At 64.8% G+C, this 22,366-nt stretch carries 22 protein-coding genes; 14 read left to right on the forward strand and 8 right to left on the reverse strand.

Annotated elements, in window-relative coordinates:
• Position 1 precedes the first annotated feature (1 nt).
• The 3 genes from CEJ42_RS00255 to CEJ42_RS00265 all read right to left on the reverse strand — a co-directional run bounded on the left by CEJ42_RS00255 (position 2) and on the right by CEJ42_RS00265 (position 2,867).
• Positions 2-2,377, reverse strand: a complete 2,376-nt coding sequence (locus CEJ42_RS00255) for a VTT domain-containing protein (RefSeq protein ID WP_088749705.1) — start codon at positions 2,375-2,377, stop codon at positions 2-4.
• A gap of 61 nt (positions 2,378-2,438) precedes the next feature.
• The gene (locus CEJ42_RS00260; protein WP_088749706.1) at positions 2,439-2,624 is read right to left on the reverse strand and encodes a hypothetical protein; all 186 of its coding nucleotides are present in this window, start codon (positions 2,622-2,624) and stop codon (positions 2,439-2,441) included.
• A 36-nt stretch (positions 2,625-2,660) separates the two neighbouring features.
• Positions 2,661-2,867 (reverse strand): hypothetical protein, encoded by a 207-nt coding sequence (locus CEJ42_RS00265; protein ID WP_129587653.1) that lies wholly within the window; start codon positions 2,865-2,867, stop codon positions 2,661-2,663.
• Positions 2,868-3,211: 344 nt separating this feature from the next.
• Here CEJ42_RS00265 and CEJ42_RS00270 point away from each other — a divergent pair, with 344 nt between their 5' ends.
• The 5 genes from CEJ42_RS00270 to CEJ42_RS00290 all read left to right on the forward strand — a co-directional run bounded on the left by CEJ42_RS00270 (position 3,212) and on the right by CEJ42_RS00290 (position 8,418).
• On the forward strand, positions 3,212-5,641 hold the full coding sequence (locus CEJ42_RS00270) for a HAMP domain-containing protein (RefSeq protein WP_088749707.1): 2,430 nt from the start codon (positions 3,212-3,214) through the stop codon (positions 5,639-5,641).
• A 66-nt stretch (positions 5,642-5,707) separates the two neighbouring features.
• On the forward strand, positions 5,708-6,433 hold the full coding sequence (locus CEJ42_RS00275) for a methyl-accepting chemotaxis protein (protein ID WP_079219065.1): 726 nt from the start codon (positions 5,708-5,710) through the stop codon (positions 6,431-6,433).
• A 2-nt stretch (positions 6,434-6,435) separates the two neighbouring features.
• Positions 6,436-7,023, forward strand: a complete 588-nt coding sequence (locus tag CEJ42_RS00280; protein WP_088749708.1) for a hypothetical protein — start codon at positions 6,436-6,438, stop codon at positions 7,021-7,023.
• A 19-nt stretch (positions 7,024-7,042) separates the two neighbouring features.
• Positions 7,043-7,984 carry a chemotaxis protein CheX gene (locus CEJ42_RS00285; protein ID WP_079219066.1) on the forward strand — a complete coding sequence of 314 codons (942 nt, stop codon included), beginning with the start codon at positions 7,043-7,045 and terminating at the stop codon, positions 7,982-7,984.
• Positions 7,985-8,049: 65 nt separating this feature from the next.
• Complete coding sequence (locus CEJ42_RS00290; protein ID WP_079214892.1) at positions 8,050-8,418, forward strand: response regulator; 369 nt, start codon at positions 8,050-8,052, stop codon at positions 8,416-8,418.
• A 197-nt stretch (positions 8,419-8,615) separates the two neighbouring features.
• Here CEJ42_RS00290 and CEJ42_RS00295 read toward each other — a convergent pair whose 3' ends face one another.
• Positions 8,616-9,494: a PCC domain-containing protein gene (locus CEJ42_RS00295; RefSeq protein WP_088749709.1), complete on the reverse strand. Its 879-nt coding sequence runs from the start codon at positions 9,492-9,494 to the stop codon at positions 8,616-8,618.
• Positions 9,495-9,720: 226 nt separating this feature from the next.
• Here CEJ42_RS00295 and CEJ42_RS00300 point away from each other — a divergent pair, with 226 nt between their 5' ends.
• Positions 9,721-10,185 carry a DUF2000 domain-containing protein gene (locus CEJ42_RS00300; RefSeq protein WP_088749710.1) on the forward strand — a complete coding sequence of 155 codons (465 nt, stop codon included), beginning with the start codon at positions 9,721-9,723 and terminating at the stop codon, positions 10,183-10,185.
• Positions 10,186-10,204: 19 nt separating this feature from the next.
• Here CEJ42_RS00300 and CEJ42_RS00305 read toward each other — a convergent pair whose 3' ends face one another.
• Positions 10,205-11,029 (reverse strand): helix-turn-helix domain-containing protein, encoded by an 825-nt coding sequence (locus CEJ42_RS00305; protein ID WP_088749711.1) that lies wholly within the window; start codon positions 11,027-11,029, stop codon positions 10,205-10,207.
• Positions 11,030-11,032: 3 nt separating this feature from the next.
• Positions 11,033-11,329 (reverse strand): YciI-like protein, encoded by a 297-nt coding sequence (locus CEJ42_RS00310; RefSeq protein WP_079219068.1) that lies wholly within the window; start codon positions 11,327-11,329, stop codon positions 11,033-11,035.
• 276 nt (positions 11,330-11,605) lie between these two features.
• Between CEJ42_RS00310 and bla the strand changes: the two genes are divergently transcribed.
• Together bla and CEJ42_RS00320 are read left to right on the forward strand one after the other, a co-directional pair.
• Positions 11,606-12,502, forward strand: coding sequence for a class A beta-lactamase (bla, locus tag CEJ42_RS00315; protein ID WP_088750176.1), 897 nt, complete (start codon positions 11,606-11,608; stop codon positions 12,500-12,502).
• A gap of 106 nt (positions 12,503-12,608) precedes the next feature.
• Positions 12,609-13,760, forward strand: coding sequence for a zinc-binding metallopeptidase family protein (locus tag CEJ42_RS00320; RefSeq protein WP_088749712.1), 1,152 nt, complete (start codon positions 12,609-12,611; stop codon positions 13,758-13,760).
• Here the strand turns inward: CEJ42_RS00320 and CEJ42_RS00325 are convergent.
• A complete protein-coding gene (locus CEJ42_RS00325) occupies positions 13,754-14,251 on the reverse strand; it encodes a Csu type fimbrial protein (RefSeq protein ID WP_088749713.1) in 498 nt (165 codons plus the stop codon). The genes CEJ42_RS00320 and CEJ42_RS00325 overlap by 7 nt on opposite strands.
• A gap of 281 nt (positions 14,252-14,532) precedes the next feature.
• Positions 14,533-15,876 carry an MFS transporter gene (locus CEJ42_RS00330; RefSeq protein ID WP_079214896.1) on the reverse strand — a complete coding sequence of 448 codons (1,344 nt, stop codon included), beginning with the start codon at positions 15,874-15,876 and terminating at the stop codon, positions 14,533-14,535.
• Positions 15,877-16,031: 155 nt separating this feature from the next.
• Between CEJ42_RS00330 and cyoA the strand changes: the two genes are divergently transcribed.
• The 6 genes from cyoA (at position 16,032) to CEJ42_RS00360 (ending at position 22,345) form a co-directional block, all read left to right on the forward strand.
• On the forward strand, positions 16,032-16,964 hold the full coding sequence (cyoA, locus tag CEJ42_RS00335; RefSeq protein WP_088750177.1) for a ubiquinol oxidase subunit II: 933 nt from the start codon (positions 16,032-16,034) through the stop codon (positions 16,962-16,964).
• A 78-nt stretch (positions 16,965-17,042) separates the two neighbouring features.
• Positions 17,043-19,046 carry a cytochrome o ubiquinol oxidase subunit I gene (cyoB, locus tag CEJ42_RS00340; RefSeq protein WP_079214897.1) on the forward strand — a complete coding sequence of 668 codons (2,004 nt, stop codon included), beginning with the start codon at positions 17,043-17,045 and terminating at the stop codon, positions 19,044-19,046.
• A complete protein-coding gene (gene cyoC / locus CEJ42_RS00345) occupies positions 19,039-19,665 on the forward strand; it encodes a cytochrome o ubiquinol oxidase subunit III (RefSeq protein ID WP_079214898.1) in 627 nt (208 codons plus the stop codon). Before cyoB ends, cyoC begins: the two co-directional genes overlap by 8 nt.
• Entirely contained in the window at positions 19,662-20,147 is a 486-nt protein-coding gene (cyoD, locus tag CEJ42_RS00350) for a cytochrome o ubiquinol oxidase subunit IV (RefSeq protein WP_088749714.1), read from the forward strand. Before cyoC ends, cyoD begins: the two co-directional genes overlap by 4 nt.
• Entirely contained in the window at positions 20,144-20,983 is an 840-nt protein-coding gene (locus CEJ42_RS00355; RefSeq protein ID WP_088749715.1) for an SURF1 family protein, read from the forward strand. The genes cyoD and CEJ42_RS00355 overlap by 4 nt, the downstream gene beginning before the upstream one ends.
• A gap of 6 nt (positions 20,984-20,989) precedes the next feature.
• A complete protein-coding gene (locus CEJ42_RS00360; RefSeq protein WP_088749716.1) occupies positions 20,990-22,345 on the forward strand; it encodes an ATP-binding protein in 1,356 nt (451 codons plus the stop codon).
• The last annotated feature ends 21 nt before the right edge of the window (positions 22,346-22,366 follow it).

Below are 22,366 nucleotides of genomic sequence, written 5' to 3' on the forward strand. Positions count from 1 at the left end.
CTCATGCCCGCCGCGCCTCGACATGGGCGTGACGGCCCGAGGGCGCTTGCAGTTCCTGGTAGTGGCTCTCGCTCTTGAGGTCGGCCTTGGGTTCGTCGCGGCGCAGCGCCTGCTGCTCGTGCTCGCCGATGGCCTGCGCGGCCTTGCCGCCGCGGCCGGCGCGCTTTGCCGATGCCGAGGTCCTGTCGCGCGGCTTGAGCAGCTTTTGCAGGCCGTATGCCGACAGCATCAGGGCCGCCGTCACCAGCGCCAGCACCAGCACGGTCTGCAGGCTGGGATGGCGGATCGCCTCGGCCAGGTTGTGCGAGAAGATCACCGTCAGCACGATGCCCGGCACCATGCCGATGAGCGTGCCGATCATGTAGTCGCGCAGGCCCAGGTGCGACGCGCCGGCCACCACGTTGACCACGGTGAAGGGCGCGATGGGCAGCAGGCGGATCACCGCCATCGCCGCGATGCCGCGCTGGGCGAAGCGGCGGCTCAGGTTGTTGATGCGCGGCCCCAGCATCTGGCGCAAGGCGTCGTGGCCCAGCCAGTTGCCCAGGTAGAAGCCCAGCGCCGCGCTCAGGGCCACGCCGGTGGTGGCGTACAGGCCGCCGTAGAGCGGCCCGAAGACCACCCCCGCCACCGCGATGAGCACGGTGATCGGCACCATCAGCATGCCGGCGGCGACGAAGGCGGCGATCACGATCACCGGCGTGAAGGGCATCTTGTCGACGCTGCGCGCCAGGGCGATCATCGAGCTCAGGTTGATGTATTCGCGCAGCGGCGTGAAGCGCCATGCCAGCGCAAAGGCCACCAGTGCCACCGCCAACAGGCCCAGCCCGATCATGCGCCGCGGCACCGGCTTGCGCGCGCTGCGCGGCACGTAGGCGTCGACGATCTCGTCGGGACTGATCGGGCGCTCGGGGTCGAACACGGCGTTGTCCTGGGTCAGCGCGTCCAGCTCCGGGATCAGGCGCGGCTCCAGCGGCGCCAGTTCGCGCCCGCCTTCCTGGCGCAGGGCGGCGACGGCGCCGTGCAGGCTGGCTTCGCCTTCGATGCGCGCAGCGACTTCTGCGGCTTGCGTACCCAGGTGTTCGGCGATCAGGCGGTTGCGCATCCCCGCGATGGCGGCGCGCGTCTCGGCCTGCCGCGCGGCGTCGCCCTGGATCTCGACGGTGAGGTTGCATTCGGTGTCGAAGGCCATCGAGCGGTTGCTCATGTTGGCCGAACCGACGGAGAACAGCCGGTCGTCCATGGCGAACACCTTGCTGTGCACGTTCAGGCATTGCTCGTCGTCCAACCCCGGCAGCTGCGGGCTGTACATCTGGTACCGGGAGCCGGCTTGCGAGCTCCGCGCCGGCAGCGAATTCTTCAGCCTGTGGTGGATGCGCGCCCGCAAGGCGCCCATGGTGGCCTGTTCCAGCCAGCCGCTCTGGGTGTGGGGCGACACCACCATGACTTCGGGGCCGTCCGGCTCGCGCAGGCGCGCGCCCAAGGCTTCGGCCAGCACGTTGGAGGTGAAGTACTGGTTCTCGAAGAACAGGTGCCGGCGCGCGCCGGCGATCGCATCGAGATACAACTGGCGCACCTCGAACACGCCGGCATGGCCGTCGTATGCCGGCTCGGTGCGGGAGATGCCGACCTCGATATCGCTCAGGTCCGGCGCGAACTGCTCCGGCCAGAGATCGCGCAGCGTGCTGGCCAGAGGCGGCTCGGCCATCTCGATGTCCTGCCGCCGGATGTCGCCGTAACCGGCCTGGAACCAGCGACGCCGCGCCAGTTCGCCCAGGGCGCGCGCGGCATTGCCGTCGACCATGGCCTGCACGTCGTGGAACGGGGCGTAGGCCTTGCCGTCCGGATCGCGGCGCAGGGGATTGTCGGCGGCGTGGTCGGACGTATCCCAGCGGCAACGCGTCAGGTCCAGCCCGCCGACGAAGGCTAGGCTGTCGTCGATGACGACCACTTTCTGGTGATGCGAAGCGCCCACCGGATGGCGGGCGTCGGTATGGAAGACCAGCCGCTTGTTGCGCTCGCGACCGGGCTTCTTGGCCATCAGCCATTCGCGCTCCAGCGCGTAGAGCATGGCGTAATCCCAGTTCAGCACATGCATGTGCAGCCGCGGGCGCCGCGCCACCAGCGCGTGCAGCAGGTCGCCCAGCTGCTCGGGGAAGCCGTCATCGGCGCCTTGCGGCGTCAGCACCGTGCGGCTGTCGATGTCCCAGCCGAGAATGAAGACGCTGCGCTCGGCCTTGAGCAGGGCCGAGCGCAGCGCGCTGAAGTAGTCGGCGGCGTCGACCAGCAGCCTGAAGCGGTCGGCGTGTTCCAGCCGCCAGCAGTTGCGCCCCGCCTGCAACAGTGGGCGCTCGGTATCTGGTTGGACGTCGTCTTGCATGGCGGCTCCGGAGATTGATCTTGCTTTTATGGCTGATGCGGCGGGGGCCGGCCCGGTGTGTTCAGGGCTTGCCCACCGAGATCGGATGTTCTTCGCGGGCCTTGTTCTTGCCGTCCATGGGCTTGCTCGAGGCGCCGGTCTGCACCTGCGGTTTGTCCTGCTGCGCAAAGCGCTGCGGCCGGCTTTTGTCGAGGCCGGTTTCGGTCGAGTTGGCGTATTCCTGCGCCAGGGGGGCGGTATTGCTCATGATGTGCTCCTTGATGTGCGTTCGGATTAAGGAATCTCAGGAACCGTTGCGCGACTTGTCGGGCTGCTTGATGTGCGCGCTGCCCTGGTCGACATGGCCGTGCGCGACGGCCTGGCGCTCGTTTTCGGCGGCCATCGCCTGCTGCTGCTTTTCCGCCTGGGCGGCAAAGGGATTGCCCGGAGCGTTGGCCTGATGCTGCTGGGGCTGCTGGGCGGATGTCTGAGGAGAGTGCTTGTGCTGCATGATGTCCTCCTTTGTCATCGATGGAGACACCACATTAGTCCGCCCGGGCGCGCGGGCACATCGGACAGGCCCCCAAGCTGATGTAGGAAGACTCCGTCGCCACTTGCGAGTGCGAAGAATTTCCATGCGGCACTATCGCCGCCGGAGAAGGTTTGCGGCAATTGCGAAAACTGCCGGGAACGCGAGCCATGCCGCTTCGCGGCAAACCGTGTCGCGTATTGTCACGCAGCAGTAATACTTGAGTGCAACAATCCGCCCCGCATCCAGATCGGCCTGATCGAATGTTCACGTTCCTGGGATGAGCGTGAAACAGTGCCGCGGATCGCCACTTCAAGGGGAATTCAATGACCATCCGTATGCGTATCACGCTGCTCGTGATACTGACGTTCATCGCCATCGCAGGCATCGGCGGCTATGCGATGTACCAGTCCCGCGGTAGCGCGGTCGAAGTCAAATCCGTGACCGAGGGCGTGATGCCCAGCGTGCTGGCCTCGTCCGACCTGATGGGCCAGCTCAAGGACGTGCAGCTGGCGGCGATGGTGATGGTCACCGAAACCGACAACCAGCTGGTCGTGCAGGAAAACGAAAAGCTGGCCGAGAAAAAGGCGGTGCTCGAAAAAGCCCTGGCGCTGCAGGAAAAGCAGGCCGACGGCGTGGCCCAGCGCGGCCTGATCGTGCAGGCCCAGGAAAGCCTGGACAACTACTTCGGCGCCATCGACAACACCGCCAAGTTCAAGCTGGCCGGCAAGAACGAGATCGCCCAGGCGCAGTTCTTCGGCGGCGTGATGCAGTACCAGACCGAGCTGGAAGGCATCGTCAACACCCTGCGCATCGAGAAGAACCGCTTCAAGGACAACGCGATCGCCTCGCTCAACGGCAAGCTGTCGCAAACCACCACCACCATCACCATGGTGACCATCGTGGCCGTGCTGCTGCTGGGCGGCATCGGTTTCCTGCTGTACCGCCAGATCACCGGCCCGATCAGCCGCATGTCGACCATGATGGGCGAGATCGCCACCAGCCAGGACTTCACCCGCCGCCTGCCGGTGCAGCGCATGGATGAAGTGGGGCACTCCATCGTCGCCTTCAACGGCATGGTGGAAAAGATCGAGGAAGCCTCGGCCCAGGTGCGCCAGAAGACCGCCGACATGCAGGCCATGCTGCAGAACATTCCGCAGGGCATCCTGACCATCGTCGACGGCAACAAGATCCACCCCGAATACTCGGCCTTCCTGGAGACCGTGTTCGAGACCTCCGACATCGCCGGCCGCGACCTGATGGACCTGGTGTTTTCCGGCACCAACCTGGGCGCCGACACGCTGTCGCAGATCGAAGCCATCGGCGGCGCCTGCATCGGCGAGGACGTCATGAACTTCGAGTTCAACGAACACCTGATGGTGGGCGAGCTGGAAAAGACCATGGCCGGCGGCAACAAGAAGATCCTCGACCTGTCGTGGTCGCCGATCACCGACGACAACGACATGGTGATCCGACTGATGCTGTGCGTGCGCGATGTCACCGAGCTGCGCCAGTTGGCCGCCGAGGCCAACGAACAGAAGCGCGAGCTGGAAATGATCGGCGAGATCCTCGCCGTGGCGCCGGCCAAGTTCGCCGAGTTCATCGGCAGCGCGCGCCGCTTCCTGGACGAGAACGAGCAGATCGTGCATCAGAACCCGGAAGCGACCGCGTTCGCCATCGCCAAGCTGTTCCGCAACATGCACACCATCAAGGGCAACGGCCGCACCTATGGCCTGCTGCACCTGGCCAACGTGGTGCACGACGCCGAACAGCACTATGACGACCTGCGTCATCCCGAAACCGGCGCCGTGTGGAGCCAGGAACACCTGCTGCTGCAACTGGCCCAGGTGCGCGAGATCATCGACCGCTACGCCCGCATCAACGACGTCACGCTGGGCCGCGGCAGCGCCGCCGCCGAAGCCTCGGAGGCCGGCCCGGGATATGAACGCCATGTCCTGACCATCGACCGCAAGCACATCCAGGAAAGCCTGCACCGCCTGGAGCACGTCAATACCGCCAACCTGCACGAGCTGGTGGCCGTGCGCAACGAGGTGCGCCGCACGCTGCGCCTCCTGGGCACCGAGGCCGTGCAGGACGTGTTGGCGCCGGTGACCGATTCGCTGCCGGCGCTGGCCGCCGACCTGGGCAAGGCGGCGCCGGTAGTCGAGATCGAAGACAACGGCTACGTGGTGCACAGCTTCGCCTCGCCGCTGCTGCAAAACGTCTTCATGCACCTGATCCGCAATGCCGTGGACCACGGCCTGGAAGGCACGGCTGAGCGCGTCGCCGCCGGCAAGCCGGAAGCGGGCGCCATCAAGCTGGAAATGGGCGTGATGGACAACCTGTTCCAGATGGCGCTGTCGGACGACGGCCGCGGCCTGGCCCTGCAGCGCGTGCGCCAGATCGGCATCGAAAAGAACCTGATTACGGTCGACCAGGCCCTGAGCGACGCCGAACTGGCGCGCCTGATCCTGCAGCCCGGCTTCTCCACCCGCAGCGAAGTGACCGAAGTGTCCGGCCGCGGCGTGGGCATGGACGCGGTGCTGGACTTCGTGACCCGCGAACACGGCAAGATCGAGATCCGCTTCACCGATACCGCCGAGGGCGCCGCCTTCCGTCCGTTCCAGATCATCGTGATGCTGCCCGAGAGCGTGGCGGTGGAAGTGGACGGCATCGACGTGCCTTATCCGGTGGCCGGCCAGGAGCCAGGCCATCCGGTACAGCTGCCGCAGGACGGCAACCCGCAGGTCGCCTGAGTCGGCCTGAAGGACGCGAAGACAGATGCATAGCAGCAAGCAAGTAATGGTGTGGAAATGACTTTCATGTGGAACTCGATACTCTTCCTGGCGCTGGGCGCCGCGCTGGCCGGACTGCCGATGGCGGTGCTGTGGAAGCGCCAGCAGCGCCGCGCGGCGCGCATGATCGACCTGGAGCAGGTCGAAGCCATCAAGCGCAGCGTGCAGCAAACGCTGGAGGAGCAGCAGCGCGACCTCGCCGGCCATCAGCTGCAGCTGGAGGAGGAGCGCCGCGACGGCGAGCGCCGCATGGCGGAATTGCACCGCGAGAGCGAGGCGATGATCGCGCGCCTGAGTTCCAGCAAGTCCGAGAGCATGGCGCGCGTGATGGAGAATTGCGACGCCTCGCAAGACACCATCGCCAGGCTGCTGGGCCTGATCCGCACCTTCGAGCGCTGGCATGACGACATGAACGTGCTGATCTCGCACAACCGCGAGATGCACCGCAAGAACGACGAGTTCGCGCTGATCGTCAACCAGGTCATCATCGTCGCGCTCAACGCCTCGATCGAGGCCGCGCGCGCCGGCGCCCACGGCCGCGGCTTCGCCGTGGTGGCCTCCGAGGTGCGCGACCTGGCGCAGCGCGCCGAGAAGCTCTCCAAGAGCTATCGCGCCAACCTGTACCAGAACGACCTGATCACCACCACCACCTTCCAGGACCTGCAGGCCGGCGGCAAGATGATCATGGGCGCGGTCATCGGCCTGGACCTGATCAACAAGAAGACCAGGGACGCGCTGGCCGAGGCGGCCTGAGCATGGAAGAGATGACCGGCCAGACGACGGGCAGCCAATTGATCAGCCCATCCGCCAGGGACGGCTTCGACACGCTGCTGCAGCAGGCCCTGAAGGCCAGCATGGTGCCGTCGGACGCCAGCGCCGAGATCTCGGTGATCGATGACATCGCCGCCATCAGCGAGAAGAAGATCGTGGTGCTGACGGTGTCGTCCTACCTGTTTCGCCTGATGGTGATGCTCCATTTCTCGCCCGACGCCGCGACCCGGGGCCATTTCGCGCGCCTGAACCGGGTCGATCCGTCCGAGATGGACGACCAGGGCTTCATGGACGCCATCGCCGAATGCGGCAACCTGTGCTGCGGCATCCTGAACCGCGACCTGGGGCGTTTCTTCCCGCACCTGGGCATGTCCACGCCCAATGTGATCGACAGCCACTGCGCGGCCTACCTGCAACGGCTCAATGCCGAGCACATCCGGCATTTCGCCATCGATGTCCCGGAGTCGCCGCGCCTGCACGTCTCCCTGTGCGTGTCGGCCTACGCCGAGATGGATTTCGCGGTGTCGGCCGACGAGCAGGACGTCAGCACCGGCGAGCTGGAACTGTTCTGATACGGAGAGAAGAGTGAACATGGATACCGCAATCACCAGCAAGGTGCTGGTGCTGGACAAGGATGCCGACTGCTACGGCACCATCAAGTCCTTCTGCGAACGCAACAACCTGGTCGGCCTGAAGGCGCATGAGGAACACGTGATGGCGGTGCTGCGCAGCAACGTCGACCTGGGCGGAGTGATGCTGTCGGAAAGCCTGGCCGGGCTGGGCGGCGACGGCCGCGGCCTGGCGCGGCGCATCCATGAGGTGCGCCCGGAGCTGCCGATCTTCCTGCGCCGCCGCCGCGAGGCCGCGCAAGACGACGCGATCGACGCGCGCGAGGCGGGCCTGTTCAGCGCGGTCTACCGCATCGAAGACATCGACGCGCTGGCGCCTGCGGTGGCGGCCTCGATCTTCAGCCAGAGCTATCCGAACGCGCTGGTGCGCGGCATCGCCGAAATCAGCCGCATGGTGCTGGAGAGCCAGTTTCCGGCCATGAACGTGGACATCGACAAGCCTTACCTGGTGCGCGACCGCATCATCTTCGGCGAGGTATTTACGCTCATTCCGCTGGAAAGCAGCTGGTGCCGCGGCTACATGATGCTGCAAGCCGAGCAGCGCGCGCTGCAGGAGCTGGTGCCGGGCGAGCAGGGGGATTTCCGCGACCTCAACAACGCGCTGGGCGAGATCACCAACCTGATCTGGGGCTGGTTCAAGAACCGCTTCATCAACCAGACCCATGTGGTGCAGCAGCTGAGCCAGGTGCCGATCATCATCAACCACCAGCACCGCTACATCTCGTTCGGCTCGGACGATGCGCAGTTGTGTTTCAAGTATGTGCTCACCGGCAAGGACGGTGGCGCGCCGGTGACCCTGCTGCAGCGCTTCATCTTCAACCTCTCCTGGTCGCCCGAAGACTTCACCGAGAACCAGACGTCGGTGGAAGAGCTGTTCGAATCGGGCGAGCTGGAACTGTTCTGAACACAAGCGTCCCGAGATCCTCGCTTCGCTTTTATTTTTGCATTCATCATCGAGAGAGAAACAACATGGCACAAATCCTGGTAGTGGACGATTCGAGCACCGTGCGCGCCGAAGTCGGCGATTTCCTGAAGAAGAACGGCCTGGACGTGGCGCTGGCCGTGGACGGCCGCGACGGCCTGAACAAGCTGAAGGGCGACCCGGCGATCAAGCTGGTGGTGTCGGACGTGAACATGCCCAACATGGACGGCCTGACCATGGCCGAGAAGATTCGCAGCGAACTGGGCAATGCCGCCGTCAACATCATCATGCTGACCACCGAGAACTCGCCGATCATGAAGGAACGCGGCAAGGCCGCCGGCATCAAGGGCTGGATCGTCAAGCCGTTCAAGGGCGACGCAGTGCTGCCGACGTTCAAGAAGCTGGTGGGGGCGTAAGCCGATTCAGCCAGGACGCCGGCGGCGGGTCTCGCCGGCGCGTAGCTGACCGCGTAGTTGACCGCGTAGTTCACCGTACTCTGGGGGCCGGCCGCAAGGCCGGAAGAGGGGGAGTCAGCGCGTCGCCCCGAGAATGGCCGACGCTGTCTGTCTCTGTGGAACGCCGCCTGCGGGCGGCGTTTTGCTTTTTGGGCGTCCTATTGCTCTTCGAGCACCAGCTCGAAGCAGATCAGCACCGGGTTGCGCCCCCGCGCCAGCACGCCTTCGCAGACCTTGCCTTCGGGGTTGATCAGGGCGATTTCCAGCCGCGCGCGCAAGCCGTCCGGTCCGTTCTTCACTTCGCCGGAGCGCACCAGGATTTCGGTGGCACGGTCTTCCAGCACGCGGCCATCCTCGAAATCGGCGCCGATGATGCTGCCCACGCTGCCGCGAATCACGGCCTGGGCGATGCCGTGCGAACGGCAGGCCTCTTCGACGGCCATGGTCAGGTCCTCGTCCGGGCGGATGCGCGCCAGCACCACGCGCTTGCCGCCGGCCGGCTGTGCGGCGTCCGACAGGCGGGTCGGGTGGAACAGGGTGAAATTGGTCTCGGGGTCGTACTTCGTGGCCATGGTGGCGTCGTGCACGCCCCAGGCCTGCGCCTGGCCGGATTCTTCGACGATGGTCTTGTCCATCATCAGATGACCGCCCTGGGGCTGGCCGTCGCGGCCGCGCCAGACCGCGTGGCAATGCACGAAGGGCTCGCCGTCCTTGCGGCCGTAGGTGGCCACGGCGTACTCGATCAGCGTGCCTTCTTCCATGCTGTGCGGATCGCTGTAGAAGGCGGCGTGCTGGTCATCCACCGCCAGCGCGGGCATCAGGAAATGCAGCGGACGCACCCGCAGGTTCTCGAAGCGCACCGTGCCGCCGTCCATGCCGGCCTGGGCCAGCGGAATGCTCATGGCGTCGCGCAGGCTGCGGCCGGCCTGGAGCGTGAAGCTGTGCGACATGGCCTCGGCTTCGAGGCTGACGATGCGCACCGGGTCGGGCTTGCCGGGATGGCGGACGGTGCGGGCGAAGGCTGGGCGTGCTGACATGGGGTCTCCTGTGGCGTCTGGGGGATTGCGGCCTTTGCTGGCGTTGCCGGAGCATCGCCTGGCCATCGATGTGTATTCAGTAGACGATGTTTCGAATTATCCCGCTTTCCGGCCGGGCGTGCTGGTGAATGTTTTTAACCGGTCGCCGCCACGGCTGCAATACGGTACAAGACCGCCGCATGCGTGCTGGCTAGACTCGCCGTTTTCATGTTGACGAGGAGTTCCAATGAAGAGGGACGAGACACTGCAGGCCGGCGACGCCACTGTCGCTGCCGAGGAGTCGATTTTCGCCAGGCGTTGCGTGGTGGTGGTCGACGCGGCGCTGCCGCCGGGCAAGGCCGCCAACGCCGCGGCGGTGATTGCGCTGACTTTGGGCCAGCGCCATCCCGAACTGGTGGGGCCGCCGCTGGTGGATGCCTCCGGCGCGACGCACCCGGGCCTGATCCCGATCGGCATCGCCGTGTTGTCGGCGCCGGCCGAGGCGCTGGCGGGATTGCGGGCCAAGGCGGTGCAGGGTGGATGCGATGTGGTGGATTTCCCGGTGCAGGGCCAGCAGACCACCGACTACCAGGCCTTCATCGACGCCGTGGCGCAGGTCAGGGAAGAGGATCTGCGCTATGTGGGCATGGCGCTGCTCGGGCCGCGCAAGGCGGTCGGCAAGCTGGTGGGGAACCTGGCGCTGCTCAAGTGAAAATGAGGCGGGCGGCGCCTCAGGCCCTGACCGCGCTGCGGTAGGCGCCGGGCGTGAAGCCCATGATGCGGCGAAAGCTGCGGTTCATGTGGGCCTGGTCGGTGAAGCCGCAGTCGGCGGCCACTTCCGACAGCGGCCGGCCCAGGCGCATCAGCCGCATCGCGCGGCGTACGCGCGACTGGCGCTGGAATTCGTGCGGGCTCATGCCGGTGTCGCGGCAAAAGGCGCGATAGAGACGATAGACCGGCAGCCCTGAGACGCCGGCCACTTCATCGAGCCGCACGCGCTGGTCCAGGCGTTCTTCCAGGAAGTCGCGCGTCATGGCCACGGCCCGGTGTTCCTTGCCCGGTTCGCGCACCACCGGACCATCGGCGGCGTGGCGACGCATCAGGCGCGCCGCGAACTCCAGGTAGTGCTGCTGGCGCAGCAGGGCCGGGCCGTCTTCCTGCGAGCCCTGATGCACGGCGCTGAGCAGCATCGACAGTCGCCGGTCGCGGATGATCGGCCCCTTGATCGCCGCGCCGCGCAGCGGGCCTTCGTCGCCGACCAGGCTGCGCAGGTGATCCAGATCCACATACAGGGTGCGCAATTGCCAGCCGTCTTCATCGACCGGCCAGCCGGCGTGCGGCTCGTCGGCGCCGATGGCGTAGAGGTCGCCGGCGCGCGCGACGAATTCGGTGCCGGGCATGCGGATGCGAATGGCGCCCGCCGTCAGCAACGCGAAACAGGCGGTGTCGTGGGTGTGGACGTCGTAGGAAAAGTCATGGAAGCGTCCGCGCAACAGGTCGGCGCCGAGATCCTCGGCGCGCCAGAAGCGGGTCTCGGTCGATGCGGCGGACGCCATGGCTCAGAGCGGATTGGGCACGAGTTCGGCGATGCCGACGACAGTCGTCCAGGGCTTGACCTGCCAGCGCGTGACCAGGCCGTTGAGCACATACGGATCGGCGGCGGCGAATTTCTCGGCGTGCCCGGCGGCGCCTGCGAACAGCAGCAGCCCGCTTTCGGGCGGGTTGCCGACGGCGCCGCCGGCCAGCAGTTCGCCACGGGCGACGGCTTCTTTGCATAGTTCGATGTGCACGGCGCGATGGGCCGTACGGCGCTCCAGATAGTCGTCGACGAAGTCGTACATGAGCAGGTAGAGCATGATGATGTCCGGGGCGAAGTAAAAGAAGCAATATAGCACCGGGCTGCTTGCACGGCTGGCGGCGGCGCATGCAGGGATTTACCTGCGACCGCCCCTTGTGTTTGCGAGCGCCGGGCCCATATCGGACGGCAAGCCGTTTCCGGCGGACAGCGGCGAATATGAAATTTCGCTGACAGCCGGAACCATTCGGGCCTCGCGCCGCCTGATACTGATTCACCGAACCCACATGCAGCGGCGCAGATGGCCAAGCGGCATGCGAACAATAAAGACAAGACCATGACTCCATCGCCAAACCGCCGCACGCTGCTTATCGCGGGCGGCCTGTCCACTCTCCTGGGCGGCTGCGCCCTGGTCCGCGAACGTCCCGACAACAGCGCCGTGATCCGCCAGAAGCTGGCCGAACTGGAGAAACAATCCGGCGGCCGCCTGGGCGTGATGGCCATCGACAACGCCGGCGGCGCATCTTCGGACCGGGTCGGCTATCGCGAGACCGAGCGCTTTCCGTTTTGCAGCACCTTCAAGATCGTGCTGGTCGGCGCCATCCTCAACCGCAGCCTGGAAGACGGCAGCCTGCTGCAGCGCCGCGTGCGCTATGGCGCGGGCGAGCTGGTGGCGTATTCGCCGGTGACCGAAAAGGCGGTCGGCGCGGGCATGACGGTGAGCGGACTGTGCGCTGCGGCACTGCAATACAGCGACAATACCGCCGGCAACCTGCTGATCCGCGAACTGGGCGGCATTGCGGCGGTGAACGAGTATGCGCGCAAGATCGGCGACCAGGGTTTCCGGCTGGATCGCATGGAGACCGAGCTCAACAGCGCCGTGCCGGGCGACGAGCGCGACACCACCACGCCGCTAGCCATGGCGCAGACCCTGCAGGGCCTGACGCTGGGCGAGACGCTGCCCGAACTGCAGCGCCGCATGCTGGTGGACTGGATGCGCGGCAATACCACCGGCGGCACCCGCATCCGTTCGGCCATGCCGCGCGACTGGCAGATCGGCGACAAGACCGGCGGCGGCGACTACGGCACCACCAACGATGTCGCCGTGATCTGGCCGGGCAGCGAATCGCCGGTAGTACTGGCGATCTACTTCACCCAGACCGCCAAGGATGCGCCCATGCGCAACGACGTCGTGGCCGAGGCCGCGCGCATCGTGGGCGAACACTTCATCTGAGCGCAATCCCTTCCGTGGCGCGGAACGTAATGCGCCCTGGCTCTTCCAAGACTGAGCAGCTGCCGCGCCGGTGCGCCGCGGCGATGACCAGACCAGGGGGAGAACCATGAAGACGTTTCATTGCGACAACTGCGGCAAGCAGGTGTTCTTCGAAAACACCGTCTGCGGCAACTGCGGCTGGATGCTGGGTTACCAGCCCGATCTGCAGTCGATCGCCAGCTTTTCGCCGGAGCAACCGGCGGCGCCTGCGCCTGCCGCGACTGAGACCGCGCAGCCGTCCGCCGGCCGCTGGCGCAGCGTCAAGCCTGAAAACGCAGGGCGCGTGTTTCGGCAATGCGTGAACTACTGGCGCGAGAACATCTGCAACTGGATGATCGACGCGCAGAACCCGCACGAGCTGTGCGCCTCATGCCGCTTGACGCGCGTGATCCCCTCGCTGGAGGACGGCAACAACCGCGTGTTGTGGAGCCGCCTGGAGACGGCCAAGCGCCGCCTGCTGCATTCGCTGTGGATCATGGGCTTGCAGCCGGTGCCCAAGGCCGAGGATGAGGAGGCCGGACTGGCGTTCGAATTCCTGCAGGACATGCCGCATGGCGAGCGCGTGCTGACCGGCCATGCCGACGGCGTGATCACCATCAACATCGCCGAAGCCGATCCCGCCTATCGGGAGAAGGCGCGGGTGCAGATGGCCGAGCCTTACCGCACGTTGCTGGGGCATTTCCGTCACGAGAGCGGGCACTATTATTTTGACCGGCTGGTGGCGGGCTCCCCATGGCTGGAGCCGTTTCGCGCGATGTTCGGCGACGAGCGCCAGGACTACGGCGAGTGCCTGCAGCGTCATTACGACAACGGCCCGCCCGACAAATGGGAAGAAAGCTTCGTCAGCGCCTACGCCAGCAGCCATCCCTGGGAAGACTGGGCCGAGACCTGGGCTCACTACATGCACATGTTCGATACGCTGGAAACGGCATACTCGTGCGGGGTGCAGCTGCGCCCCCGCAACGCGGATGAGCAGAAGCTGGTGATCCACGCCCATCCGATCGCGGTCGGGTCATTCGACGAGCTGGTCAGCGAATGGTTTGCGCTGACCTATGTGCTCAACAGCCTGAACCGCAGCATCGGCATGCCGGATTCCTATCCCTTTACGTTGTCGACGCCGGTGCTGGACAAGCTGCGTTTCGTCCATGAGGTCGTGGGCGGACACGGCAAGCAGGCGCCTCCCGATGCCGCCCAGGCGCCGGCGGCGCCGGTTCAATAGGTGAGGGTGACGGTGACGGTGTCGGAATAGATGTCGGCCTTCGGCGCTTGCCCGGCCGGGATGCGGCCGTAGACGGTCAGGGTCTGCAGCAGGCCGTTGGCGGTGCCGGCGACGGTGTCGGTGCCGACGTTGGAGCCCCAGATGCTGGAGCGGCCGGAATTGCGATACAGCGCGTAGCTGAGCGTGTCGCCGGACAAGCCGGTCAGCTTGCGCACCGAGGTGGTGGCGCCGGAGCCGCTGCCGGCATCGAGGCCGACGTTGTAACTGGTGCCGAAGGTGCAGATCACGCTGATGCTGCCGGTCTGGTCCAGCTGGGCCATGTTGTACGAGCCGAAGGCGATGGTCGAACCGAAGACCAGGCACACCGACAGCACGTTCGAGCCGACGCTGATCGAGCCGCTGCCGGATGCGGCCATGGCGGGCATCGGATGGTTGATGGCAGTCGCAAAGGCGAGCGCCAGACTGAGTTTCCTGAAGTTCCTGCTTAGCATTTGTCGTTCCCCTGGCCGGATTGGCGGCGTGTTGCCGCCTTTTTCCTGTGTACCCCGGCAGTAGGAACTTTAGGTTGCGCTACCATGAACGCTAATCGGGTATTCCCCTAGCGCTGCTGAAATTGCGTTCAGGGTTTTCCTTAAAATCCACTGAAAGTCACGTTCTTGTGGTGCGGATGCATCAAACGGCGTTTTCCGTTTCGACGTCTATGCAAAGCCTGAAAAAAAAGCCCGGGAGCGAACTCCCGGGCTTTTTTGCGTGCGGCTGCCAGATCAGGGGGTCATTCTTCCCGGGATTCCAGCGCGCGGTTCAGGCTCAGCGCCGCCAGCGAGCCGACCGCGCCCGACAGCAGGTAGAAGCTGACGTAGGCCATGCCGAAGTGCGCCGACAAGCCCAGCGCCACCAGCGGGGCGAAACCGGCGCCCACCAGCCATGCCACGTCCTGGGTCAGGGCCGCGCCGGTGTAGCGGTAGCGGCTCTGGAAGTTGGCGGTCACAGCGCCCGCAGCCTGGCCGTAGGACAGGCCCAGCAGGCCGAAGCCGATCAGGATGAAGGCGTTCTGGCCGGATTCGCCGCCGTTCATCAGGGTCGGCACGAAGGCCGACAGGATGGCGATCAGCAACGCCATGGAGCCCAGCGTGGTGCGGCGACCGAAGCGGTCGGCGATGGCGCCGGAGATCACGATGCCCAGGGCCATGATGACGCCGCCGATGATCTGCACCACCAGGAAGCCCGCTGTTTCGCGCAGCGAATACAGCTTGATCCAGGACAGCGGGAACACCGTCACCAGGTGGAACAGGGCGTAACTGGCCAGTGCGGCGAGGGCGCCGATGAGGATGTTGCGTCCTTGCGTCGTGGTCAGCTCGATGATGCCGGCCGGCTCCAGTTCGCGTTCGTCCAGCAGCTTGGCGTATTCCGGGGTGGAAACGAGGCGCAGCCGTGCGAACAGCGCAACAACGTTAATGGCAAAAGCCACATAAAAAGGAAAGCGCCAGCCCCAATCCAGGAAATCTTCCGTGGTAAGATTCGCGAGCATATAGGCAAACAGGCTCGCCGCAATCACGAAACCAAGCGGCGCGCCAAGCTGGCCGAGGGCTGCATACCAACCGCGTTTGTTCTGGGGAGCATTCATGGCCAGCAGCGACGGCAGACCGTCCCAGGCCCCGCCCAGCGCAATGCCTTGTCCGACCCGCAGCAGCGACAGCAGGGCAATGGACCACATGCCTATATGGTCAAAAGTTGGCAGTAAGGCAATACCCGCCGTTGAAAAACCAAGCAGGAACAGCGCCAGCGTCAGTTTCACTTCTCTTCCGTAAGCCCGCTGGATCGCCATGAAGATCGCTGTGCCGATAGGTCTGGCCAGGAACGCGAACGCAAAGATCGTAAACGCGTAGAGCGTGCCTTCCAGCCTCTGTTCGAAAGGAAAGAAAATGGCCGGAAATACCAGTACTGACGCCAATGCGTACACGAAAAAGTCGAAATACTCGGACGCTCGTCCGATAACGACGCCGACGGCGATTTCACCGGGCTCGATATGCCCGTGATCGCGGGTTGCGGGAGGGACGTTGGATTGCGGCCGGAATTCGTCGGAACCCTGACCGTTGTGGATGCTGGTGCTTGCCATGGCTTTGTCTCCCACTGTTAGAGGTTTAGTCGCAGTACGAAAATCCCATCCCGACAGTTGTGGCATGACAGGGTGGGACAAAACGTCCAATCGCCAACACACTTTATTGCCGTTACATTAGCATGCTCTGCTACATACGACTGGACTTTTCCTCCATGGTTTCTCAAATACTCCGTCGCGGATTGCTTCTGCTGCCTGCTCTTTTGTTGGCTGGATGCAACACCGTAGTCATGAATCCCTCCGGCGACATCGCGAACCAACAGGCTCGCCTGATCGTCATCTCCACCGTCCTGATGCTGATCATCATCATTCCGGTGATCGTGCTGACCCTGCTGTTCGCCTGGCGTTATCGCAAAGGCAACACTTCGGCTCCCTACGAGCCGGACTGGGATCACTCGACCCGCCTCGAGCTGATCATCTGGGGCGCTCCGCTGCTGATCATCATCGCGCTGGGCCTGTTGACCTGGATTACCACCCACACGCTCGATCCGTACCGTCCGCTGTCGCGCATCGACGCCGAGCGCCCGCTGGCGCCGCAGGCCAAGACGCTGACCGTGGAAGTGGTGGCGCTGGACTGGAAGTGGCTGTTCATCTATCCGGAGCAGGGCATCGCTACCGTCAATGAGCTGGCCGCGCCGGTCGACACCCAGATCCAGTTCAAGATCACCGCCTCCAACGTGATGAACTCGTTCTACATTCCCGCCCTGGCAGGCCAGATCTACGCCATGCCGAGCATGGAAACCAAGCTGCACGCCGTCATCAACAAGGCCGGCGAGTACGAAGGCTTCTCGGCGAACTACAGCGGCGCGGGCTTCTCGCACATGCGCTTCAAGTTCCACGGCCTGGACCAGCAGGGCTTCGACGAATGGGTCAAGAAGGCCAAGGCCGAGTCCGGCACCATGAAGCGCGAAGACTACCTGAAGCTGGAACAGCCGAGCGAGCGCGAGCCCGCACGCATGTTCGGCACGGTCGATGCCGGTTTGTTCCACGACATCGTGAACCGCTGCGTGGCTGCCAACACGGTCTGCCTGGACAAGATGATGGCCAGCGACCTGAACGTGAAGCCCGGTCAGCAAAAGCATGAGTGATCGTTCCCAGCGCAGTAGCCGTATTGGTGCGGCGGCCCGTCGCCGCACCCTGATTTCCTTTTTCCCCGGGAAGTAAAGATGTCCGACAATTTTGACCTGATAAAGCTGATCTTCGGTCGCCTCAGCCTGGAAGCGATTCCATACCATGAGCCGATCCTGATTGGTACCTTCGCCATGGTGGCAGTGGGCGGCCTCGTGATGCTGGCCCTGCTGACCAAATACCGCCTGTGGGGCATGCTGTGGCGTGACTGGTTCACCAGCATCGACCACAAGCGCATTGGCATCATGTACATCATCCTCGCCATCGTGATGCTGCTGCGCGGCTTCGCCGATGCGCTGATGATGCGCGCCCAGCAGGCGATCGCCTTCGGCGACAACGCCGGCTTCCTGCCGCCGCACCACTACGACCAGGTCTTCACCGCCCACGGCGTGATCATGATCTTCTTCGTGGCCATGCCGCTGGTGACGGGCCTGATGAACTACGTCGTGCCCCTGCAGATCGGCGCGCGCGACGTGGCCTTCCCGTTCCTGAACAACTTCAGCTTCTGGATGACCACCTTCGGCGCGCTGCTGGTGATGGCTTCGCTGTTCGTCGGCGAATTCGCCCGCACCGGCTGGCTGGCTTACCCGCCGCTGTCCGGTATCCTGTACAGCCCTGACGTCGGGGTCGACTACTACATATGGGCGTTGCAGGTGGCCGGGGTAGGGACCTTGCTCTCGGGCATCAACCTGGTGGTGACCATCGTCAAGATGCGCGCCCCGGGCATGAACATGATGAAGATGCCCGTCTTCACCTGGACCTCGCTGTGCACCAACGTGCTGATCGTGGCCGCCTTCCCGGTGCTGACCGCCGTGCTGGGCATGCTGTCGCTGGACCGCGTCTTCGGCACCAACTTCTTCACCAACGACATGGGCGGCAACGCCATGATGTACGTGAACCTGATCTGGATCTGGGGCCACCCCGAGGTCTACATCCTGGTTCTGCCGGCGTTCGGCATCTTCTCTGAAGTCGTCTCGACCTTCAGCGGCAAGCGCCTGTTCGGCTACACCTCCATGGTGTATGCGACCGTCGTGATCACCATCCTGTCCTACCTGGTGTGGCTGCACCACTTCTTCACCATGGGTTCGGGCGCCAGCGTGAACTCGTTCTTCGGCATCACCACGATGATCATCTCGATCCCGACCGGTGCGAAGATCTTCAACTGGCTGTTCACCATGTACCGCGGCCGTATCCGCTTCGAAGTCCCCATGCTGTGGACCATCGGCTTCATGATCACCTTCGTGATCGGCGGCATGACCGGCGTGCTGCTGGCCGTTCCCCCGGCCGACTTCGTGCTGCACAACAGCCTGTTCCTGATCGCCCACTTCCACAACGTGATCATCGGCGGCGTGGTGTTCGGCATGTTCGCCGGCATCAACTTCTGGTTCCCGAAGGCATTCGGCTTCAAGCTGAACGAATTCTGGGGCAAGTGCTCGTTCTGGTTCTGGTTCGTCGGTTTCTACCTCGCCTTCATGCCGCTGTACGTCCTGGGCCTGATGGGCGTGACCCGCCGCATGAGCCACTTCGACGACCCGTCGCTGCAGATCTGGTTCGTGATCGCCGCCCTGGGCGCCGGTCTGGTCGGTCTGGGCATCCTGTCGTTCATCATCCAGATCGCCGTCTCGATCCGCGACCGCAAGAAGCTGGCCGACGTCACCGGCGACCCGTGGAACGGCCGTACCCTGGAATGGTCGACCTCGTCGCCGCCGCCTGACTACAACTTCGCCTTCACCCCGGTCGTGCACGACAACGACGCCTGGGCCGACATGAAGAAGAACAACTATCAGCGTCCGCTGGGCGATTTCGTGGAAATCCACATGCCCAAGAACACCGGCGCCGGCTTCATCATCGCCGCCCTGGCAGCAGCAGTGGGCTTCACCCTGATCTGGCAGATGTGGATCCCGGCCGTGGCCGCCTTCATCGCCCTGGTCGTGGCTACCATCGTCCACACCTTTAACTACAACCGCGACTACTACATCCCGGCCGACGAAGTCGTCCGTGTCGAAGCAGAGCGCACTCGCCTGTTGAATAGCCATGTCTGAAGCAATCAACCACACGGCCGACGCGACGCCAAGCTCGCGCTACTTCGTCCGCCATCATCATCCGGAGAACGGCACTCTGCTGGGCTTCTGGATCTACCTGATGAGCGATTGCCTGATCTTCGCCTGCCTGTTTGCGTGCTACGCCGTGCTCGGCCGCAACTACGCAGGCGGCCCGACCGGCGCCGAGCTGTTCGACCTGCCGCTGGTGGCGCTGAACACCGCGCTGCTGCTGCTGTCGTCGATCACCTACGGCTTCGCGATGCTGGCCATGCAAGCCAAGAAGCAGCAGAACACCATCTTCTGGCTGATCGTGACCGGCCTCCTGGGCGCGGGCTTCATCTACTTCGAACTGTATGAGTTCCTGCACCTGATCCACGAAGGCGCGGGCCCGCAACGCAGCGGCTTCCTGACCTCGTTCTTCGCGCTGGTCGGCACCCACGGCCTGCACGTATCCTTCGGCATCATCTGGCTGGTCGTGCTGCTGTTCCAGATCAACAAGCACGGCCTGACTCCGGAAAACGGCCGCCGTCTGATGTGCCTGTCGATGTTCTGGCACTTCCTGGACGTGGTCTGGATCGGCGTCTTCACCTTTGTCTACCTGATGGGAGTCCTGCCATGAGCCGCGGCCACCAAGAACACCCGGCCCGACCGATGGGCCATCACGACGACCATGGCCACGGCCACGGTCATGGCGACCACGCCGCGCATGGCAGCATGAAGGACTACGTCACCGGCTTCGTGCTGGCAGTCATCCTGACCGCCATCCCGTTCTGGCTGGTGATGAGCAAGGCGGTCGACAATTCCGCGCGCATGGGCATCATCCTGCTGGCCTTCGCGGCCGTGCAGATCGTGGTGCACATCAAGTACTTCCTGCACATGAACGGCAAGTCCGAAGGCGGCTGGAACATGCTGTCGATGATCTTCACCATCGTCATCGTGGGCATCACGCTGTCCGGCTCGCTGTGGGTCATGTACCACATGAACCACAACATGATGCCGACCATGTCGCCTGAAAACATGCCTACCGAGACTGTTCCCCAGTCGATGCAAGGCATGCAGGGCATGCAGGGCATGCAGCACAATATGCAGCAATCGAAATGAGCCTGACGCCACGTAATGTTGGCGTGACGAAAGGCAAAGAAAACGGAACCGCGAAAGCGGTTCCGGCATCCCGCTCAAAGGCCAGCCTGGTTTTCCTGGCCATTTGCGCGGGATTTTTCTTTCTGGCCTTCGCCGCGCTGGGAACCTGGCAGATCTATCGCCTGCAGTGGAAGCTGGCCCTGATCGCCAAGGTCGACGCCCGGGTGCATGCCGCGCCCGTGCCCGCGCCGGGCCATGAGGCCTGGCCGCAAGTCTCGGCCGACAACGACGAATACCGCCGCGTCACGCTCACCGGCCGCTACCTGTACGGCAAGACCACCGCCGTGCAGGCCAGCACCGACCTGGGCAGCGGCTCCTGGCTGATCACGCCGCTGCAGACCGCCGGCGGCGACGTCGTGCTGGTCAATCGCGGCTTCGTCAGCACTTCGCCGATCAAGCTGATCGCCACCACCGTCCAGGACGGTCCGGCCGAGCAGCCGGTCGAGGTGACCGGCCTGATGCGCATGAGCGAGAAGGGCGGCGGTTTCCTGCGCGCCAACGACGCGGCCCAGAACCGCTGGTATTCGCGCGACGTCGACGCCATTGCCGCCGCGCGCGGGGTAGGGGCGGTCGCGCCTTACTTCGTCGACGCCGACAAGGCCTCGTCGCAAGCCAATGCCGCGGTCGCGCCGGATGCGGAAAAGCCGGTCGGCGGACTGACCGTGATCGCCTTCCACAACAGCCATCTGGTCTATGCCCTGACCTGGTACGCGCTGGCGCTGATGGCGGCCGCCGCCGGCTGGTGGGTAGTGCGCGACGACCGCCGTCGCCGCGCCGGCCGTGCCGCTGCGGAGTAAGCCGGCATGAGCGCCGCCGACACGCCAGTCAAGCGCAGGACGCTCAGGGAGCGCTGGCAGCGCCTGCGCCAGGGAGAGGAAAACCCGGCCGGCCACCAGAACATGCTGCTGCTGATCCAGCTGCGTTGGCTGGCGGTGCTGGGACAGATCTCCACGATCGCCTTCGTGGTGCTGGTGTTCGGCATCCACCTGCCGCTGCCGCACATGCTGGAGGTGCTGTCCTGCCTGATCGCCTTCAACATCGCCAGCCACCTGCGCTGGCACGAACGGCGCACGGTATCCAACGCCGAGCTGTTCCTGGCGCTGCTGGTCGACGTGGCGGTGCTGACCTTCCAGCTCTATCTCTCGGGCGGCATTTCCAATCCGTTCGCCTTCCTCTACCTGATGCAGATCATCCTCTCGGCCGTGCTCCTGAAGCCCTGGTCGAGCTGGGCCATCGTCGGCGTCACCATGGCCTGCCTGGCCGGGCTGGCGCTGTTCTCCGAGCCGCTGGCGCTGCCGCCGGACCACAGCGCCGGGCTGTTCAGCCTGTACGTCGAAGGCACGCTGATCTGCTTCCTGCTCAACGCCGGCCTGATGGTGTTCTTCATCACCCGGATCAGCACCAACCTGCGCGCCGGCGACGCCTTGCTGGCCGACCTGCGCCAGCGCGCGGCCGAAGAGGACCATATCGTGCGCATGGGCCTGCTGGCCTCGGGCGCGGCCCATGAACTGGGCACGCCGCTGGCGACCGTCTCGGTGATCCTGGGCGACTGGCGCCGCATGCCTGAAATCAGCCAGCGCCCCGAGCTGCTGGACGACATCGCGGAGATGGAGGCCCAGCTGCAGCGCTGCAAATCCATCGTCAGCGGGGTGCTGCTGTCGGCCGGCGAGGCGCGCGGCGAATCCTCGGTCAAGACCACGCTCAACACCTTCCTCGACAGCGTCGCCGACGACTGGCGCCAGTCGCGTCCGGTGGAAACCTTCGAGTACCGCAACCTGATCGAACACGACCTGCCGGTGGCCTTCGACTCGGCCATCAAGCAGATGCTGGGCAACGTGCTGGACAACGCCTTCGAAGTGTCGCCCCAGTGGCTGTCGCTGCTGGTGAAGCGCGAAGAGGACCTGTTGCTGATCGAAGTGACCGACCACGGCCCCGGCTTCCCGGAGTGGATGCTCAATCAGATCGGCAAGCCCTACCAGTCCACCAAGGGCAAGCCCGGTCGCGGCCTGGGCCTGTTCTTCGTGGTCAACGTGGCGCGCAAGCTGGGCGGGCGCATCTCTGCCCGCAACCGCGAAGGCGGTGGCGCGCAGGTGACGCTGGCCTTGCCGCTGGCAGCCATCAGCCTGGAAGACGCGGCGGACGCGCCGGGCGCGGCCTGATACCCGTCCGCACATTTTTTT

This window comes from Herbaspirillum robiniae (assembly GCF_002213415.1).
In the GTDB taxonomy this organism is placed as follows: Bacteria; Pseudomonadota; Gammaproteobacteria; order Burkholderiales; family Burkholderiaceae_D; genus Herbaspirillum; species Herbaspirillum robiniae.